Annotated in this window: 19 protein-coding genes; 11 read left to right on the forward strand and 8 right to left on the reverse strand. The window is 37.6% G+C overall.

The genetic code is table 11. From position 1 onward, the window contains the following. Positions 1 to 565 precede the first annotated feature (565 nt). The 3 genes from CD122_RS08135 (at position 566) to CD122_RS08145 (ending at position 6996) form a co-directional block, all read left to right on the forward strand. A complete protein-coding gene (locus tag CD122_RS08135; RefSeq protein WP_103358491.1) occupies positions 566 to 1246 on the forward strand; it encodes an HAD family hydrolase in 681 nt (226 codons plus the stop codon). 248 nt (positions 1247 to 1494) lie between these two features. Then, entirely contained in the window at positions 1495 to 4074 is a 2580-nt protein-coding gene (locus CD122_RS08140) for a YfhO family protein (protein WP_240624146.1), read from the forward strand. 342 nt (positions 4075 to 4416) lie between these two features. After that, on the forward strand, positions 4417 to 6996 hold the full coding sequence (locus CD122_RS08145; protein WP_169926497.1) for a YfhO family protein: 2580 nt from the start codon (positions 4417 to 4419) through the stop codon (positions 6994 to 6996). 52 nt (positions 6997 to 7048) lie between these two features. Here the strand turns inward: CD122_RS08145 and CD122_RS08150 are convergent, their stop codons facing one another. Then, a complete protein-coding gene (locus CD122_RS08150) occupies positions 7049 to 7711 on the reverse strand; it encodes a deoxynucleoside kinase (RefSeq protein WP_103358493.1) in 663 nt (220 codons plus the stop codon). Further along, a complete protein-coding gene (locus CD122_RS08155) occupies positions 7698 to 8321 on the reverse strand; it encodes a deoxynucleoside kinase (protein ID WP_103358494.1) in 624 nt (207 codons plus the stop codon). The genes CD122_RS08150 and CD122_RS08155 overlap by 14 nt, the downstream gene beginning before the upstream one ends. Positions 8322 to 8386: 65 nt before the next feature. Between CD122_RS08155 and tadA the strand changes: the two genes are divergently transcribed. The 3 genes from tadA to CD122_RS08170 all read left to right on the forward strand — a co-directional run bounded on the left by tadA (position 8387) and on the right by CD122_RS08170 (position 10449). Further along, a complete protein-coding gene (gene tadA / locus CD122_RS08160; RefSeq protein WP_103358495.1) occupies positions 8387 to 8863 on the forward strand; it encodes a tRNA adenosine(34) deaminase TadA in 477 nt (158 codons plus the stop codon). Positions 8864 to 8993: 130 nt separating this feature from the next. After that, positions 8994 to 9860 (forward strand): Cof-type HAD-IIB family hydrolase, encoded by an 867-nt coding sequence (locus CD122_RS08165; RefSeq protein ID WP_103358496.1) that lies wholly within the window; start codon positions 8994 to 8996, stop codon positions 9858 to 9860. A gap of 22 nt (positions 9861 to 9882) precedes the next feature. Then, positions 9883 to 10449, forward strand: a complete 567-nt coding sequence (locus CD122_RS08170) for an NADPH-dependent FMN reductase (protein WP_103358497.1) — start codon at positions 9883 to 9885, stop codon at positions 10447 to 10449. Between the two features lie 59 nt (positions 10450 to 10508). Here CD122_RS08170 and lepB read toward each other — a convergent pair whose 3' ends face one another. Further along, positions 10509 to 11072, reverse strand: a complete 564-nt coding sequence (gene lepB / locus CD122_RS08175; RefSeq protein WP_103358498.1) for a signal peptidase I — start codon at positions 11070 to 11072, stop codon at positions 10509 to 10511. Positions 11073 to 11405: 333 nt separating this feature from the next. Here lepB and CD122_RS11810 point away from each other — a divergent pair, with 333 nt between their 5' ends. Then, the gene (locus CD122_RS11810) at positions 11406 to 11498 is read left to right on the forward strand and encodes a type I toxin-antitoxin system Fst family toxin (protein WP_142381196.1); all 93 of its coding nucleotides are present in this window, start codon (positions 11406 to 11408) and stop codon (positions 11496 to 11498) included. A gap of 181 nt (positions 11499 to 11679) precedes the next feature. On the opposite strand, the gene folE2 is transcribed toward CD122_RS11810, so the two are convergent. The 4 genes from folE2 to CD122_RS08195 form a co-directional block, all read right to left on the reverse strand. Beyond that, positions 11680 to 12561 carry a GTP cyclohydrolase FolE2 gene (folE2, locus tag CD122_RS08180; protein WP_103358499.1) on the reverse strand — a complete coding sequence of 294 codons (882 nt, stop codon included), beginning with the start codon at positions 12559 to 12561 and terminating at the stop codon, positions 11680 to 11682. A 47-nt stretch (positions 12562 to 12608) separates the two neighbouring features. Continuing rightward, positions 12609 to 13286, reverse strand: coding sequence for a bacillithiol biosynthesis deacetylase BshB2 (gene bshB2 / locus CD122_RS08185; RefSeq protein ID WP_103358500.1), 678 nt, complete (start codon positions 13284 to 13286; stop codon positions 12609 to 12611). Positions 13287 to 13304: 18 nt separating this feature from the next. Continuing rightward, the gene (locus tag CD122_RS08190) at positions 13305 to 13685 is read right to left on the reverse strand and encodes a YojF family protein (RefSeq protein ID WP_103358501.1); all 381 of its coding nucleotides are present in this window, start codon (positions 13683 to 13685) and stop codon (positions 13305 to 13307) included. A 93-nt stretch (positions 13686 to 13778) separates the two neighbouring features. After that, positions 13779 to 14588 (reverse strand): MurR/RpiR family transcriptional regulator, encoded by an 810-nt coding sequence (locus tag CD122_RS08195; RefSeq protein ID WP_103358502.1) that lies wholly within the window; start codon positions 14586 to 14588, stop codon positions 13779 to 13781. Positions 14589 to 14711: 123 nt separating this feature from the next. On the opposite strand from CD122_RS08195, the gene CD122_RS08200 reads away from it, so the two are divergent. From CD122_RS08200 to nagB, 3 genes are read left to right on the forward strand one after another with little or no spacing between them, the layout of a single operon-like run. Beyond that, entirely contained in the window at positions 14712 to 16238 is a 1527-nt protein-coding gene (locus CD122_RS08200) for a maltose/glucose-specific PTS transporter subunit IIC (RefSeq protein ID WP_103358503.1), read from the forward strand. A 15-nt stretch (positions 16239 to 16253) separates the two neighbouring features. After that, entirely contained in the window at positions 16254 to 16922 is a 669-nt protein-coding gene (locus CD122_RS08205) for an N-acetylmannosamine-6-phosphate 2-epimerase (RefSeq protein ID WP_103358504.1), read from the forward strand. 15 nt (positions 16923 to 16937) lie between these two features. Beyond that, complete coding sequence (gene nagB / locus CD122_RS08210; RefSeq protein WP_103358505.1) at positions 16938 to 17669, forward strand: glucosamine-6-phosphate deaminase; 732 nt, start codon at positions 16938 to 16940, stop codon at positions 17667 to 17669. 89 nt (positions 17670 to 17758) lie between these two features. On the opposite strand, the gene CD122_RS08215 is transcribed toward nagB, so the two are convergent. Continuing rightward, positions 17759 to 18571 carry an HAD-IIB family hydrolase gene (locus CD122_RS08215; protein WP_103358506.1) on the reverse strand — a complete coding sequence of 271 codons (813 nt, stop codon included), beginning with the start codon at positions 18569 to 18571 and terminating at the stop codon, positions 17759 to 17761. 234 nt (positions 18572 to 18805) lie between these two features. On the opposite strand from CD122_RS08215, the gene CD122_RS08220 reads away from it, so the two are divergent. Continuing rightward, on the forward strand, positions 18806 to 19440 hold a 635-nt coding region (locus tag CD122_RS08220), incomplete at its 3' end, for an ABC transporter ATP-binding protein (RefSeq protein WP_142381197.1).

Consider the following 19440-nt stretch of genomic DNA (forward strand, 5'->3'; position numbering starts at 1 on the left):
AGCGTCTGGACATAGAGAGAGTTCAGGCGCTTTTACTATGCCTAAGTCCATTTTGAAGGAAGGGGATTATGAAATAGAGGTCAAATGGATATGTTAAGCTGAATATAGTAAGATTTATTTGATGTATTGTGTTGTTAAGACAAGTGCAATAGTAGCAATGGAATCAAAGTTTGATGTCATAATGGGAATCATGATGATAGTAATGGCAATTTTTGGATATATATTGATGCCTGAACATTATGGTGTGCCACTAATGACGTTTATAACAGGGATATCGCTTATTGTAATCGGGATTAAGGGGCCGCCAAAATTTAAAAGAGGTAAAAGTAACAAGAAGACTGATAGATAAAGTGGAGCATGACTATCTAAAACGTGCACAAAGTGGGTTAGGGTTTGTTAGGTAAAATAATTAGTACAATAAAAATTTAGATAGGTCGATTAATTAAAGGTGTTTAGTAAATAAGCAAGATCTAAAAAAAATTACAAGTGAGCGTGTTATAGAAGTAGTATGAATTTATTGTTACTATTGTAAATGAATTGCATTATATAGAAACAGGTGACGACGATGATAAAATGGCTATTATTCGATAAAGATGGCACGCTTATTCAATTTGATCAAAGCTGGGTAAAGTTAGGGATTCAGCTAGTAGATGATGTATGTGCCCATTTTGAAATTGACCAACGTGAAGCGGTTTATGATGCGATTGGGATTGACGGAGATGCTTTTCGGCCGAATAGTGTGATGGCATCCGGTTCGCTTGAAGAGATGGCAACGATATTTAATCAATATACAGACATTGAAACGTATACGTGGGTCTGTATGCGCAGTCAGCAGTTGATTAATACACGTGTTCCGGAAAGTAAGCTGTACCCAGGTGTTCATGAAACATTAATGAAACTCCATACATGTGGTTATCAATTGGCGATTGTGACGGGAGACAATGCGCGGGGTGTATCGCATTTCTTAGAACAGACTGGACTTCAAGATTTGTTTGCTTGTGTGATTTCAACAAATGGCGATAATTATGAAAAGCCAGATAAGCGTCTTTTAACGCCACTATGGTCGCGCGGTGTGAAAGCTGAAGAGATGGCAATCATTGGTGATACGGACTTAGATATGCAGACGGGTCGCCAAGCACAATGTGCCAAGACGATTGGCGTACGTACGGGCTTGGGGCATGAAGCAACTTTCGACGAAGCGGATTTGATATTAGATGATGTGACACAATTACTAGAATATTTATGAAGTCGTACGATATTGTATAAGTTATTCTGTTATAATTACTACATGTATGATATTCAGGCGAGTATGTGATACAAGTTGGTAATATGACAAACAGAATTTTACATATTTATAAATTATTTATGTAGGAATAAGTTGTGTGTACAATTCCATCTTGTCGCTAAGGTTTTAATTATCTATAATTTAGATAAATACATATTAATACAATACACTAAAATATTAAATTAATGAATAAGAAAGAGTGGGTATTATTGAAAAAAGACTTTCCTTATCTTAAGTGGTTTAAGTTATTAGGTATAGCCTTGTTTGTCGGTGCACTCGTGTACTTTCCTGTGTTTTATCGCTATCTACAACACGGCATTATTTATAGTGGAAGATATGATGGCATTAAACAGATGGTACCATTCCAAATGTTCTTATATGAGCGGATGACGAGCTTTTCATCATTTTACGATGTCGGCTTTGGACTGGGTGGTGATTATTTTACAGACCTTACATATTATTACACAACGTCGCCTATGATGTATCTTAATTTTTTCTGTATTAAGATTATTGACATATTAGGTTTGGTTGATCCATCAACAATTGATTTTTGGGCAAAAAATCAGTTAGTCGTTGCATTTTTTAAGTGTGCACTGACTTTCTTAGCAACATACGGTATGTTGAAAATGTTTCAAATGGAGAAACCGTATCGTTTTGTAGGTGCATTACTTTATAGCGTTTCAACTGTCTTTTACTTTTTCAATTTTGCATGGTCATTCTTTGGAGATGTTATGCTCTATTTACCACTGGCTATTTGGGGTATGGAACGTTTCTTCAAACAACGTAAAATTGGATTATTTATCGTTGCGATTGCATTGACGCTATTTTCGAATTTCTATTTCAGTTATTATTTAGCGCTCGCATTGGCTGCTTATCTCATCTATCGTATGATTGACACGCATCCAGATGATGTAGTAACGCGTTGGAAAAAGCTATGGTTATTAGTGCCGGCAGTAGGTATTAGTTTGTGTATCGCATCTCTAGGTTTTCTAACAGGTGTACGCGCATTTTTAAATAATGATCGTAAACTGATTGATTTTGAAGTACCATTTTTAATCGACTTCTCACCAGATTATCATATCTTTTCAAATGGTCTTCACATGACGATTACTTTTATTGCACTTGTGGCACTGTTTTCATTTAAGTTGTACCGTCACTACTATTATCGATTATTTGCGATATTTACATGGATTTTACTTATCGGTTCACTTTCGCAATATACAGATAGCTTGTTTAATGGACTATCCTTCCCAGAACGACGTTGGGGTTTTCTGTTAGTGATGTCGACAAGTGTAATGATTGCATTATGGTTAAAACACCTTACAGAGCTGACATGGCGTAGTTATTTGATTTCGCTACTACCATTGATTCCGTTAGCGATTGCGACAATCAATCTATCTTCAGGACGTATGTGGTGGATGGTTGCTAGTACGTTAATTTTAGGTATTGTAGCATATTGTATTTTTGCGCAAAAAGGCTTTTCTCAAAATATCTTGTATCTCATTATTGGGTTGTTTATCGTGCAACAATTTCTTCTAGTATGGAATTACCGCACTAATAATATGATGCGATATGAAACAACTATTGAGACATTGCATTCACCGGATTATCACAGTGATGTATTACAGAAAAAGATTGATAAGATTAAAGACAAACAATCACCACTGGAACGTACGGATTACATTAATAATTTCGCAGTGAATACGAGTATGTTGCATAAATTTAATGGTGTCGCGCTATATTCAAGTATCTTTGATGGCGCCATCTTAGAATATTACGATAAACTCATGCAAGTAAATATGGGCTACGATTCTAATAGTTATTATCGTACGCTTGGAGATCGTGCGAATATGTTCGCATTATGGGGTGTAACAGACCGTATTAGAAAAGGCGATGATAATTCAATCCCTTATGGCATGGAACGTCAGGAAAAATTCAGTGACAGAGGTGTAACATGGACACATAGTCACAATACATTTGATTATCCTGCAGCGCATCTGACGTCGAAAGTTTTTGATGCTTCGGATTTAAAATCACCTTTAGATCGTGAACATGCGATGCTTGAAGGTGTTGTAATGGATGGCGAGAAAGCCAACACACCATTTTACGCAAATCCTAATCTGGTTAAATTTGCTGATATTACACCACGAGATGCGAAACAACAAGGGTTTAATTTGACGGTTTCAAAAGATTTAGGCGGCTTAGATATTTCGATGCCACCTGATTTATCAGCGCAGTATAAAGATTATTACTTAGAGATGGATGTTGAGTTATTATATCCAAACTCACCGCATTATTTAATGGTAGATAATTTTTACCAAGAACGTAGAGAGTTGACACAGCGTTACAGACGTTTTGTGACGCCAATAACAGTCCGCGTATCTGCAAATGAACCAATGCAACTCAAGCTTAAAAAAGGTACGTATCGCGTGAATATTAAAGGCATTTATGGTGAAGACTATACAACATTAGAAAAAGCACAAAATGATGTTAAACCAGTTAAAGTGACGAAAGATAAACGTGAGATACGTATTGATATGAAGCCAACGAAAAAGTCATATCTTGTATTGCCAATGCCGTATCGTGATGGCTTGAAAGCAGAAGTAGATGGTGAGGCAAGACCTGTGAAAAAAGGGAATGGCTTGCAAACGGTGATTCCAGTCAATAAAGGTGAAAAACAAGTCACTGTTCATTATGAATTACCACATCGAGGACTTTATCTTGTATTGATGGTACTAGGTGTTATCGGTGCCGTTGTCTATGGCAAATGGTTGCGCCGAAATAGTTAGTAAAACTACTGAATATAGCTTAATGTGAATACCTCCTATTGTAAGACATCAAACCTAATAATAGGGGGTTTTTGCTTACAATTAAAGATTTCTTAAACGCTTTAAGAGAGCCATGAATAAATAACTTAGGTTTAAGAAAAAGAGAGAACCATGATTTGAAAAAGGAAATGGGAGAATTTTGGAGAGCTGATTGTCAGACTTCAAGGCGTTGTATTTGCGACACTGGATTTCTGTTCGAATGCTTATTGCTTTTATTTTATCCTGATTCTGAATTTATGATGGTACATCCAGAGAAACACAGCAAGCGACATCGTTTTATTAATATTGAAAGAGTGGATATTTGTGAAAAAAGAATTACTACATAATAAATGGTTTCAATTGCTGAGTATGGCATTTTTTGTTGCGACGCTCGTGTACTTTCCGGTGCTTTATCGTTTTCTTGTAGAAGGTGTTGTATATAGTGGTATGTATGATGGCATCAGACAATTAGTGCCGTTCCAAATGTTTTTGTATGAGCGGATGTCAAACCTATCGTCTTTTTATGATGTTGGTTTTGGAATTGGTGGCGATTACTTTACAGATCTTTCCTATTACTATACAACATCGCCTATGATGTATATCAACTTTTTAGGTATCAAGCTGCTTCAAACATTAAGATTGGTTGATCCATCAAGTATTGATTTTTGGGCAGGTAATCAGCTTGTTGTTGCCTTTTTTAAATGCGCACTTACATTTTTAGCGGCATATGGCATGTTGAAAATGTTTCAATTGGAGAAACATTATCGTTTTTTAGGTGCGATGCTTTATAGTGCATCAACGGTCTTTTATTTTTTCAATTTTATATGGTCATTTTTTGGAGATGTGATGGTTTTTCTTCCATTATCGATTTGGGGTATGGAACGTTTCTTTAAAAAACGCAAAATCGGTTTGTTTATGATTGCCATCTCATTGACGCTTTTTTCAAATTTTTATTTCAGTTATTACGAAATAATTGCGTTGAGTGCTTATTTAATTTATCGCATGATTGATATTCATCCAGATGATGTTGTCACGCGTTGGAAAAAGTTATGGCTATTGGTGCCGGCCGTGTTAATCAGCTTGTGTATTGCTTCGTTTGGTTTTCTAACAGGTGTACGCTCTTTTCTTAATAATGATAGACAAATCGTGGACTTTAAAGTGCCTTTGCTTACTGATTTTTCTGAACGGTACCACATTTTTTCAAATAGTTATGATTTTACGATAACTTTTATTGTGTTAGTAGCACTCTTTTCCTTTAAACTTTATCGCCATTATTATTATCGTTTTTTTGCAATATTGACGGGCATTTTGTTGGTTGCCTCACTTTCACCAATGACTGATAGTTTCTTCAATGGATTTTCATATCCAGAGAGACGATGGGGATATTTGTTAGTGTTATCTACAAGTGTTCTTATGACATTGTGGTTGAAATATTTATCTGAGTTAACCCTGCGTGACTATATCGTATCACTCGTACCATTGGTGCCATTAGCAATTGCAATTATTAATATGTCTTCTGGGCTTATGTGGTGGATGGTCGCAAGTGTACTGATTTTATGCATTGTAGGATATGGTGTTTTTCATCAAAAAGGGTTCAATAAGAAAGTAACGTTGCTTATTATTTCACTTTTTGTCGTTCAGCAGTTTGTGATGTTATTGAATTATCGCACAAATCAACTTGAACAATATGAACCTAATTTAGAGCTTCTGCATTCACCTGATTATCATAGTGACGTTATGCAAAAGAAGATTGATAAGATTAAAGGAAAGCAGTCTCCAGTAAATCGCATTGACTATATTGGTGTGGTGGCGAATATCGGTATACTTTATAATTATAATGGTATGGCGCTGTATTCGAGTATTTTTGATGGCGAGATCCTAGACTATTATGATAATGTTATGCAAATTAATACGGGCTTAGATTATAACAGTTACTATCGTACTTTGGGAGACCGTGCCAATCTATTTGCGTTATGGGGTGTTACAGACCGAATTCGAAAAGGGAATGACCTTTCTTTGCCATACGGTATGGAACGTAAAGAAACTTTTAAAGATAGGATTGTGACATGGACGCGTAGTCACAATACAATAGATTATCCTGCAGCACATCTGACATCCAAAATTTTTGATGATTCGGATTTAAAGTCACCTTTAGATCGTGAACATGCGATGCTTGAAGGTGTTGTAATAGATGGGGAAAAGGCGAACACGCCATTTTATGAAAATCCAAATCTTGTTAAATTTGCAGAAATCACACCACGAAATGCGAAACAAAAGGGGTTTCAATTGACGGTTGATAAAGATCTTGGCGGTTTAGATATTACGCTATCTCCTGATTTGCCAGCGAGGTATAAAGACTATTATGTAGAAATGGATATTGAACTTTTACATCCCAATGTCAACCATTATTTACTGGTTGATGAATTTTATCAGTCACGTCAAGAGCTTAATCAACGTTACAGACGTTTTGTTACACCTGTGACAGTCCGTGTTTCTGCTAAAGACACAATGCAGCTTAAGCTTAAAAAGGGCACATACCGTGTGAATATTAAAGGCATTTACGGCGAAGACTATTCAACGTTAGAAAAAGCGAAAGACGATGTGACACCAGTCAAAGTCACGCAAACAAATCGAGATATTCGTGTAGCAATGAAACCGACGAAAAAGTCTTACCTTGTGTTGCCAATGCCATATCGCGAAGGTTTGAAAGCAGAAGTAGACGGAGAACCTAGAGATGTGAAAAAAGGCAATGGCATACAAACGGTGATTCCAGTTAATAAAGGCGACAAAGAGGCGATCATTCATTATGAATTACCACATTGGCGTTTGTATCTTGTCATGACAATTGTCGGTATCATTAGTGCATTTGTTTATCGTAAATGGCTACGTCGCCAAGCGAACTAAATAGTAATCAAAAATCCCCTCGCTATCTCGGTAGTAAGGGGATTTTCAACGTTTATCGTGTATCGATTTGACGATGTGTTTGGATAATATGTGCAATCTTTGCGATGACTTTATCGATAGAATCTGGGTCGTCGTATAAGTCATATTCATTAATATTTACGCGCACGACTGGGCATGCGTTGAATTGATTAATCCAGTCGTCATAACGTTTGAACAGCATTTGCCAATATTCTGGATCGGTATCCATTTCCATTTGACGACCACGCGTCTTAATACGGTCAATTACGCTGTCATAATCAGATTCTAAATAAATCAGTACGTCTGGTTTTGGGAAGTATGGTGTCATCACCATCGCATTGAACAGATTAGAGTACGTTTCAAAGTCTTCTTCTGTCATCGTACCTTGTTCTTGGTGCATTTTCGCAAAAATATCCACGTCTTCATAAATCGAACGGTCTTGAATAAAGCCACCGCCATACTCAAACATACGTTTTTGTTCTTTAAAGCGTTCAGCTAAAAAGTAAATTTGTAAGTGGAAACTCCAACGTGTGAAATCATCGTAAAACTTATCTAAATAGGGATTGTGGTCTACGTTCTCATAAGATGTACGAAAGTTTAATTTGTCAGCGAGTGCGCGTGTTAATGATGATTTGCCAACGCCCACCGTACCAGCAATCGTAATGACTGCATCTGACGGTATATTATAATGTGTCATGTGTTTGTCCTCCGATTAAGTCGTTAATACGTGATAATACGTGATCATAGTCTTCAGGATTGCTTACGAAGTCGATATCTGTGGTATCAATCCAAAGTACGCGATGTCCTTCACTAGATAATTGCTTGTAATATGTCGCATAGTCTTCTTTGAGTTTTAACAAATAGTCGTCTTCAATATGTGCCTCAAAGCTACGATCACGTTTAGCAATGCGTTTTTTCAATACGGATAAATCAGCATCTAATATAATTGTATAGTCAGGTGTGATTAAGTCTTCCGTCAAGATATCATAAATACGAGAAAACTTCGTGTATTCCGCTTGTGAAAGGGTATTACGGGCGAAGATTTTATTTTTATAAATATGATAGTCGCACACAATGCCTTCATGAAGTTCTGCTAAATCTTGGTAAGCTTTGTAGCGATTACAGAGAAAGAACATTTCTGTTTGAAAGCTCCATTTGGAAATATCTTCGTAAAAGTCAGAAAGGAATGGGTTTTCTCCGACAATTTCTTTTGCCTCATAAAAATGGTAAGATTGACTCAACTTGTGTGTGAGTGAGGACTTACCAACACCAATCGGTCCTTCAATAACAATAAATGGTTTAGTCATGTGTTTTCGCTCCATCTCATAGTAGTCAGTATTACAAATTTTAACATAAGTGAGGCTATTTCTGAATGAGAAGTCATGAATATTATATGTCACTTGCGCTCGATGAAGCATATCAAGCGGCACAAAAAGGAGAAGTGCCAATCGGGGCGGTTGTTGTTAAGGATGATCAAGTTATTGCACGGGCGCATAATTTGCGTGAAACGTTACAATTGCCAACAGCACATGCGGAACACCTAGCGATGGAACAAGCCGCAGAAGCACTCGGGACATGGCGTTTAGAAGGATGCACGTTGTATGTGACGCTAGAACCTTGTGTGATGTGCTCAGGAACGATTGTAATGAGCCGCGTCGAGCAAGTTGTATATGGTGCTGAAGATCCTAAAGGTGGCTGTAGTGGGAGCTTGATGAACTTGATAGAGGATCCACAGATGAATCATCGTGCCAAAGTGGTGCGCGGTGTACTTGCCTACTCATGTGGTCAGCAACTGAAGATATTTTTTAAAACATTGCGCCAGCGTAAAAAGGAAAGTGCGAGTCAGTAAAATAAAGAGTTTGGTTCTATGAAAACAAATTTTGAAAAAACATAGACGAATTTTGTTAGAATATGAATACATTAAGAAAATAGTAACTACACTGAAGGAAAGTGAAATAAATATAAAGAGAGGGAACGTGATGATCAAACTAATCGCAACAGATATGGATGGGACGTTACTGAATGCCTCACATGAAATTACAACTGAAAATATTGAGGCGATTCAATATGCGCAATCTAAAGGAGTAACGGTTGTTATCGCCACAGGTCGTGCATTTTATGAAGCGAGTACACCAGTGACGGAAGCTGGATTAAAGGTTCCTTATATTTGCTTGAATGGTGCTGAAGTGAGAGATGAAAGCTTCAATATCATTCATACTTCAAGTTTGAATAAAGAGATGTCGGATACCATTCAAAATAAGTTGAAACAAGAAGGCATTTATTATCAAGTCTATACCAATAGAGGGATTTATACGGAAGATCCGGAGAAAGACTTAGAGATTTATGTGGATATTGCGAAACAAGCGGGTCAGCACGCAAAAGCAGAGATTATCCGTCAACATATCCAGTCACGTATTGATAATGGGACGTTGAAAGTCGTCTCAAGTTATGATGAAATAGAATCAGTGCCTGGCGAGTTAATTATGAAGATCTTGGCATTCGATAAAGACTTGCAGAAACTAGGACGTGTAAAACAAGAACTTGCTGAGCATGTGAACCTTGCTGTATCGTCATCTTCGGTAGGGAATATTGAAATTACCAATGCCGAGGCACAAAAAGGAACGGCATTAGCAGCAATTGCAGAACAGCTTAACATTGATATGCAAGATGCGATGGCTGTAGGTGACAACATGAATGATGCATCTATGTTAGAACGTGTGGGATACCCAGTTGCAATGGCGAATGGTGTGTCTGCCGTTAAAGAGATTGCAACGTTTACGACCGATTCTAACGAAGAAAGCGGCGTTGCGAAGGCAATTTATCATGTATTAAAAGAATCAGAATGATAACAAGGGGAGTTTTTGAACGATGAAAGGACTTATTATTGTTGGGAGTGCACAGCGTGGTTCACATACGAACGCGTTGGCGCAATTTTTGAAAGATCAAATTGAATTACACAATGAAGAAGTGACAATTTTTGATTTGGCAGAACAGCCACTGCATACATTAGACTTTACAGGACGAAATCTAGTGCCAGACAGTTACCAAAATAATGCGGAACAGCTTAAAACATTAGCGCGTGAAGCGGACTTTATTATTTTGGGCACACCGAATTATCACGGTTCTTACTCAGGTATCTTGAAAAATGCATTAGACCATTTAACGATGGATGACTTCAAGATGAAACCAGTAGGACTTGTAAATAATAGTGGCGGTATTGTGAGTGCAGAACCACTTTCGCATTTACGTTTGATCGTGCGCTCACTATTAGGCATTGCCGTACCAACACAAATTGCGACACACGATTCAGACTATGAAAGACGTGAAGACGGTACGTTATATTTATCAAATGATGAGTTCCAGTTACGTGCCAAACTCTTTATCGATCAAATATTGTCATTTGCGAACAATAGCCCATACGAACATTTAAAATAGAGATAAACGTAAAGCACTGATTAGGCCTAGAAACTTAATCAGTGCTTTTATGCTTTTGGTTACTTATTAAAATGGAATTTCATATCACTAACAGGCCAAAATCGCATAACAACTTTACCCACAATTTGTTGTTCAGATACCAACCCAACTTCAGGACGTCGGCTATCAATACTATTTTGCCGGTTATCACCGAGTACTAAATATTTACCTTTAGGAATCTGTACTTTACCTGAAGAACCTACTATATCTTTGGAAGAAAAATCTTCAGTTAATTGCCTACCTAGTTTATTGCGCTTATTCATTGTTAAGTAAGGCTCATTTACACTCTTGCCATTTATGTAAAGTGTGTCATTCTTATAAGCAACAGTATCACCAGGCTTGCCAATAAGTCGCTTAATATAGTCTGTCTGACGATCACGATGGAAGACAACTACATCTCCGTTGTCTAAATGTCCTAATTGCTTTGATATTTTACTAACGATGACACGGTCACTGTCATTAAATGTAGGATACATGGATAAACCACTGACTTTATAAGTAGAAGCAATAAAATGTGTGATTAAAAATGCGACAACCACTGCAATAGCAATCGCACTTAGCCATTCAAATAGTTCTTTTTTCATAGCGTCACCTTCGTTTTTAAAATAAGTGATGAATGGTTTTCATCGGTTAACATATAAATTAGCATATTCAGCATTTGGAGGATAGTTTATTTTTTAGATCGTATGTCTTGAGATTGATAACTATCAGAGAATCGATAAATTTAAATATAAGGCATTATAAATTGAAGGTATATTAAAATAATAATGGAGCAACTGTCTAAAGTTAGAAAAATGAGATGAAATGTGCATGAAAAATTGATGAATCGTGATATGACATGAAATGAATCAAGTGATATTATCAAGGGGTCACCTTTCACTCGGGTGTCAATTTGGCATAGAGGGAGGTGTTGCGATATGCAAGAAATTCTTGCGCAGGTAGCGGCTACAATTGTAAGTGGCTGCGTTATTGCGTTGTTTACGCACTGGCTACGTAACCGCAATAACTAAACAAATAGGTGACATGAGCCAGCACGTCAAAAAACCCCTCACTATTCGGAGTAGTGAGGGGTTTAGTGTGCTTATGCAAGAAATTCTTGTTATTTATTATAGCACGACTATCGATATTGTGCAAAAGTAAATCAAACATCTCGGAATGACTTACTCTTAAATAAAGTAAAGTCTTTTCCTGTTACGGTTGACGATACGTTAACTTTGCGAATGCATCATGTTGATGAATCGATTCTTCGTTGCGACATTCAATATCAAAGCCTGTAAGCCATGATATATCAACAAGGTCAGCTGCGATAAGACGAATCAAATCTTCAACGAAACGTGGATTTTCATACGCACGTTCTGTTACACGTTTTTCATCAGGTCTTTTTAAGATAGGGTATAACATAGAACTTGCGTTTGCTTCCATTGCATCTAATAAGACGTCTTTGTAGTCTGATGGGAGTGTCGCATCTTTGTCGATATATGCTTTTACAGTGATAATGCCACGTTGGTTGTGGGCAGAATACTCACTGATTTCTTTTGAACATGGACAAAGTGTTGTTACAGCTGCTGTTAATGTTAATGTTTTACGTGTAATGTCATCATCATGAACTGCTAAACCGTATGTAACATCGGCATGTCCAACGGCTTTAATGCCTGTAACAGGACTGAGGCGATTGAAAAACCATTTACCTTGTACATCAACGCCTGCACTATGTTGGTTCATACGTGCTTTAAGTGTATGTAGCAGCTTTGTTAATGCATCAAATTCCAAGCGAATTCCGTTGTCATATTCTGATTCAACCGCTTCTAAAATACGACTCATATTAATGCCTTTTTCATCTTGATTCAAGCTTGTTGAAAAGCTGAAGTTACCAGCAGTTTGAAAATTATCAATCCACACGGGATAAACGAGGTTTTTAATACCTACTTGTTCAATTTCAAACAAAAAGTTTTTATGTGTACTTTGAAGGTCTGTCATTTCGTCTTTCGTTGTTGGTTTGGTGCCTTTAATAGGATCCACCGAACCAAAATGTTTCCAACGACCTTCGCGGGTTGATAAATCAAATTCAGTCATGTTATTCCTCCACTAAAATGTCACAGCGCTTTACAATACTGTGCAATTTATTCAAAACGATACGTCCAATAAGTCTCAGTTGTTAAAAATGATGCAGCCTCTTTTGGCGCACCAGGTGCATTGCCTTGAGGATTGGCCAACTGTTCAAGGAATGGTCCTGTTTGTGACGCATGTGCCTCAAACGCACGTAACTTATGTTGTTGATATGCTGAGATGTCGTTCACAATATCCGGTTCGCCGAGTGCATCAACCGCATCGTTACTAAATGCGACGAGCCATAGCTTTGGACGTTCTGCTTCAGGCATTCGACCAACAGTACGTACAACCGCTTCCGCTGTAGCTTCGTGGTCTGGATGCACGGCATATCCAGGATAAAACGAAATAATCGTTGTTGGTTGCGTTTCTTCAATAAGTGATTGTACCATCGCATCCATCTCATCATGTGGTTCAAACTCTACTGTTTTATCACGCAAGCCCATTTTACGTAGGTCTGTAATACCAATCTCTTTCGCTGCTTGTTCCAACTCACGCTCACGTATTGTTGGCAGTGATTCACGTGTCGCAAAAGGGGGATTGCCTAGGTTTCTTCCCATTTGTCCGAGCGTTAAGCAAGCATATGTGACAGGGACACCTTCATCTGCAAAGCGTGCCAGTGTACCTGCTGAAGAGAAAGTCTCGTCGTCAGGGTGTGGAAAGATGACCAAAATATGTTTTTCAGATGTCATAAAATTTCAACTCCCTTATTATGTTTCAAATGGTCGATGGCTGATTTCAAGTGCTGCGGCTAACTGGCCATCATAGTTAAAACCGGCAAGTAATAATTCGTCATGATCGTTCACTTCATAATGTGTTAAGCCTTGAACATAGACCCAACCATTATTATCCAATTTGAGACCTACACGAAATGGATCCTTGTCGCCACCTTTAAGTTGCGCATGTTGGTAAGTCACTTGAATATTACGTAAAAACGTACCTGCATTAAAAACACGTTGGTCAAAATGGTTCGCATACGCGCCGTTTGTCGTTTCAACGTGTAAGTAGACAGGGGTATTCGCAAATTGATCGAGTAACGATTGAACAGCTTCTTGTGTAATCGGTTGCAAAACTTTCACTGCCTTCCTCATAATGTTTATCTACTTATTTTACTAAAAAGCCACACGATTGCCTACACCTCTGCTCACTTTATTGCGTAAAATCAACAAAATTTTTAGCGTGCGTCAAGAATTGCTATGTTTTGACAGCAGCTCTTGGTAGCTACTCGAGTAATGTTCCAGGCGTGTCGAGTCCTGTAATAAATGATAGCTGACGAGATCGATAATAAATTGATTAGACAGTTGACTGTTAATAAAGTACGCATCGTGCGCGTGTCGTTTGTCAGCAGTTGTAATAATCCGCGTACAATGGCGAGTTAATGCCTCTGTTTCAAAGTGTGACAGTGCGATGACTTTGGCACCACTGGCGCGTCCGTGCGCAATACTTGTAATAATTTCTTTCGTAGCACCACTATTCGTCAATGCAATAATCGTAGTTTGCTCATTACACATTTGCCCGATAATCGACATAAGGTGTGCATCGGTTATTGCAATCGTGTTAAATCCCATACGTGCCGTGCGAAAATAGAGTTCCTGTGCACTTAAGCCAGAGCTGCCAATACCGATAAAAATCACTTTGTCACTTTGCTGGATAGCCTGCACCAAATACATCAAATCATCTTCTACAATAAATTCTCCCGTGTGATTCAAAATCGCCATGTAATGTTGGTGTAGCACTTGGATAGACGGACTATTATCTATTTTTTCAGTTTGGAGTTCATGCAGGACCGCAAAACGAAATGATTGAAAACTATCATAGCCCAGTTTATAGACAAAACGCGTGATACTTGATGGCGATACGTCGACAGCCATGGCAATCGTGTGAATTGCACCAATATCTGTATTTTCTTGAAGGTTCAAGATGTAATCCGCAATTTTTTGGTCTGACTTTGTTAAAGTATGGCGATATTTTTGAATACGATTTTCAAGTTTCATCTGATTTCTCCTTTTTCATCAGTATATTTGAAAAGAAATTCCAATTCAATGCATTGTGTTGAGAAAAAATTGCAGAGTGGTATATTTAAGGTAATAACTAAGGGAAAAGGTTGGTGAAGCAGTATGAGTAAAGTTTTCGACAAAGCACAGCAGTTTGGGAAGTCGTTTATGTTGCCTATCGCAATCTTACCGGCAGCAGGTCTGTTACTGGGTATTGGTGGCGCGTTAAGTAATCCAAATACGATTAAAGCCTATCCAGTATTAGATATTCCGTTCTTACAACATATTTTTGTGTTGATGAGTGCGGCAGGGAATATTGTTTTTCAAAACCTACCAGTGCTATTTGCGATTGGTGTCGCAGTAGGATTGGCAAAAAGCGATAAAGGGACAGCTGGTCTGGCATCAATGCTTGGTTTCCTCATTATGAATGCGACGATGAATGCGTTATTAACTATTACGGATAGTCTCGCAGCGAGTGATCAATTAGCCAAAGCGGGACAAGGCATGGCACTGGGGATTCAAACCGTTGAAACAGGTGTCTTTGGCGGGATTATCGTCGGGATTTTAACGGCAGTCTTGCATAACAAATACAACAAAGTGAGTTTACCGCAGTTCTTGGGCTTTTTCGGCGGTTCACGTTTTGTGCCGATTATTACATCATTTGCCGCCATCTTTTTAGGTGTTGTGATGTTTTTCGTATGGCCAGCAGTACAGTCTGTGATTTTTGGTGCAGGTGGCTTAGTTAATAAAACGGGTGTAATTGGTACGTTGATTTATGGTTTTATTTTACGTATGCTTGGGCCTTTTGGTTTGCATCATATTTTCTACTTACCGTTCTGGCAAACAGCATTGGGCGGTTCATTAGAAATCAACGGCAAGCTCGTACAAGGCACACAAAATATTTTCTTTGCGCAGTTAGGTGATCCAAACGTTCAACACTATTACGAAGGTGTTTCTCGCTATATGTCAGGACGTTTTATCACAATGATGTTTGGTTTATTAGGTGCCGCTTTAGCGATCTATCATACCGCAAAGCCTGAGAAGAAAAAGGTTGTTGGTGGTTTGATGTTATCTGCCGCATTAACATCATTTTTAACAGGGATTACAGAACCACTTGAATTCAGTTTCTTATTTGTTGCGCCATTGTTATATGTAGTCCATGCGATTTTGGATGGTTTGACCTTTATGATGGCAGACATTTTCAATATTACTGTCGGACAAACGTTCAGTGGTGGCTTTATTGACTTTATCTTATTCGGTGTATTACAAGGTCAAGCGAAGACAAATTATTTATGGATTATTCCAATTGGTCTCGTATGGTTCGCGTTATACTATGTGATTTTCAGATTTTTAATTACAAAATTTAACTTTAAGACACCCGGACGTGAAGATGAAGCAGCAGTTGAAACGGTTGCGAAAAGTGAACGTGCACAGATGATTATTGAAGGTCTCGGTGGTGCGGACAATATCGAAGTGGTAGATTGTTGTGCAACAAGACTCCGCGTCACATTGAAAGACGGTGCATTGGTAGACGAAAATAAAATAAAAGCGACCGAATCGAGAGGGATTATTCAAAAAGGCAATGGGGTTCAAATTGTTTATGGCCCACACGTCACGGCTATTAAAAATGAAGTAGAAGAAGCGTTATAAAAGGAGCGAAATTAAATGAAATTACCACAAGGATTAATCGTATCATGTCAGGCATTGGAAGATGAACCGTTACATTCATCATTTATTATGAGTAAAATGGCACTTGCGGCGAAAGAAGGCGGTGCTGTTGGTATTAGAGCGAATACGAAAGAAGATATTATCGCAATTAAGCAAGAAGTGGATTTACCAGTAATCGGTATTGTAAAGCGTAATTACGACAATTCATCTGTCTTTATTACAGCGACGAAAAAAGAAGTGGATGAGTTGCTAGAAAGTGGTTGTGAAGTCATTGCGCTAGATGCGACATTGCGTGAACGACCAGCAGAATCATTAGAAGACTTAGTGCAATATATTAGAAAACAAGCACCTGAAGTTGAAATAATGGCAGATATTGCGACATTAGAAGAAGCGAAAAATGCCGATCGTTTAGGCTTTGATTATATCGGTACGACATTGCATGGTTATACAGAAGAGACACAAGGTAAAGTATTGTACGCGGATGACTTTGCATTTTTAACAGATGTGTTGGAAAATGTAACGCAAAAAGTAATCGCAGAAGGAAATGTCATCACACCTGAAATGTTAAAAGCTGTATTCGATAAAGGCGTGTACGCGTCTGTAGTAGGCGGTGCCATTACACGTCCGCGTGACATTACCAAACGTTTTGTAAGCATGATTCAGTAGAAGGATGGGGTAAGTATGAAAATAACAAACTTGGGTACATCGAAACAAGCATCCTTTTATGTAGCGACAACGTTATATAAACAGATGTTGCAGAAAAAAGAGAGTAAGCTAGGTTTGGCAACAGGTGGCACGATGATAGAGATGTATGAAGCATTAGTGACATTGTTGAACAACAATCGGTTAGATGTCTCACAAGTTGAAACGTTCAATTTAGACGAGTATATTGGCTTGGAAGCGGATCATCCAGCAAGCTATCATCAATATATGAATCATATTTTATTTAATCAGTATGAAGGGTTTGATCCAGCGAAACGTCATTTGCCGAATGGTGTTGCTGAAAATCCAGAGCGTGAAGCGGCACGTTATGAGGCATTATTAGATGAACGTGGGCCAGTCGATATTCAAATATTAGGTATTGGACAAAATGGGCATATCGGATTTAACGAACCGGGTACGCCATTTGATAGTGTGACACATCGTGTGGATTTAACAGAGAGTACGATTGAAGCGAATAGCCGCTATTTTGACGATAAAGCAGATGTGCCGAAACAAGCAATTTCCATGGGCTTACGCTCGATTATGAAAGCGAAGCGCATCATCTTATTAGCATTTGGCGCACATAAAAAAGAAGCGATAACACAACTGGCAGCCGGTCATATTACAACCGATGTACCAGCCACTATTTTACATCTACATCCAAACGTTGAAGTGTATGTAGATGACGCAGCAATGCCGGAGTTATCATAGAATGAATATTAATACCCCTAACATTCACAGTGCAAGATGAGTGAGTGCTAGGGGTGTTTTTTGTCTAGTGAGACATGATGATTTGAGGTTTAATCATAGTGTCCGTCGATAAATGCTTTAATGTGTGTGGTGATACCTTTGTAATATGGATATTTGGTATTTTTAAACTTAGATCGCATATGATTGTCTGTGCTGTTCAACATCACAAAAGCGTGATTTATATAACTTAAAAATGCGTCATCGTTGCCACTATCACCAAAACCAATCACTGACGATTTTGAAATATTGTACGTGTTCATTAAAAATTGTGTCGCAAAAAGCTTTCCAGCGTTTTTAGGAAGAAAATCAATATCATATGCATGATCAGGGTCACCCGCTAAAGGATTACATCGATTATATTTAACAGTATAATTTCTTTCTTCGGCATATTGAATGAGCCTATTTAGCATTATGACATCTTTCTGTGAATCGCCTAAAGAATAAAAGTAAAAGTTGTAATGCGTATCGTCCATACGAAATGTTTTTTGCGGTATAAATTCAACGTCATGTTCATGAGAAAAAGCATGTACGATGTCTAAAATGTCGTCTAATACAAAGCGCTCAGCCAATACTTCTTTTTTATAGGCGTCAGATTCTATATAGCTATTATCATGCCATGTATACATTTTAGAAGCCAAGTCCGAAAAAATATGCGTTGGCTGATACAACATATTAGCTTTTGTCATCTTCGCCATCACACTTTCTAAAGAACTGCCTGTTAATATCGCTGTTATCGCTTGCTGGTGGGTTGATACTTCTTCCAGCAACGCCTCCATTTCTCGCAAGTAAGGTAAATCTTGTTCAGTAGTCGCATGTTTATAATAAGTCTCATCAAAATCAAATAAAATTAGACGTTTTGTCATGTTAATGCCTCCAATGTATTGTCGTACACTTATTTTTTCGTGATTATTTGAATTGGGTTAAGGACTTTCTCTTTTTTTTAATAATATTTAGAAGGTATTTTCTAAATAAATTTTAGAAAATTCAATTAATGAACTTCTTTTATGATATCATACTGAATAGAAGGGGGTAAAACGCTTAATTTAGAGTATTTTTAACTTGGGAGAAAGGTTTCATGAAATTGGGGTGATTGTCATATGTTTAAGAAAGATTTGATATTAGATATCAAAAATTCAAAGTTAGCTATATTAATACTGATTCTTTTAATATCTACGTTAATCGCAACATTTATGCAGTTTGTTAAGGGGAATTTGTTTCAAAGTGCACTTGACTATAACTATAGTAAAGTCACGTTTTACATTATCGTGTTTGGCGTGATGGTTATTTCGGAAGTGCTGTTTTACTATTTGGAATGGTTGTATGAAAATCGACTCATTAAAAATGCATTTTCTAAACAAAAAGCTTCGATTGGTAAACAGTTATTAAACACCAAAGATTTTAGAAATGTTGAAAGTATCAGAGAACGAAAGTTAAACGTTCTAACCAATGTGGTGGATAGTTTAGAACACACCTATTACCAAAGCTTTTTTACGGTCTTTTATTTATCATTTAGAGTGTTGTTTGTGTCTATCGCATTGTTATACATTAATGTCTATATTGGACTAGTCGTGATTGCATTTATGTTTATCCCTTTGTTCATTACTAAAATTTTTAAAGAGAAATTATCCGTTTTAGAGGATTTTCTATATAACAAAAAAGGGAAGAACTTAGACTTTTATAAAAACTTAATGGACAACTTAAAATATATGAAAGTTTTTAATTTAAGTGCGGT

Source organism: Staphylococcus rostri, assembly GCF_002902145.1.
Classification (GTDB): domain Bacteria; phylum Bacillota; class Bacilli; order Staphylococcales; family Staphylococcaceae; genus Staphylococcus; species Staphylococcus rostri.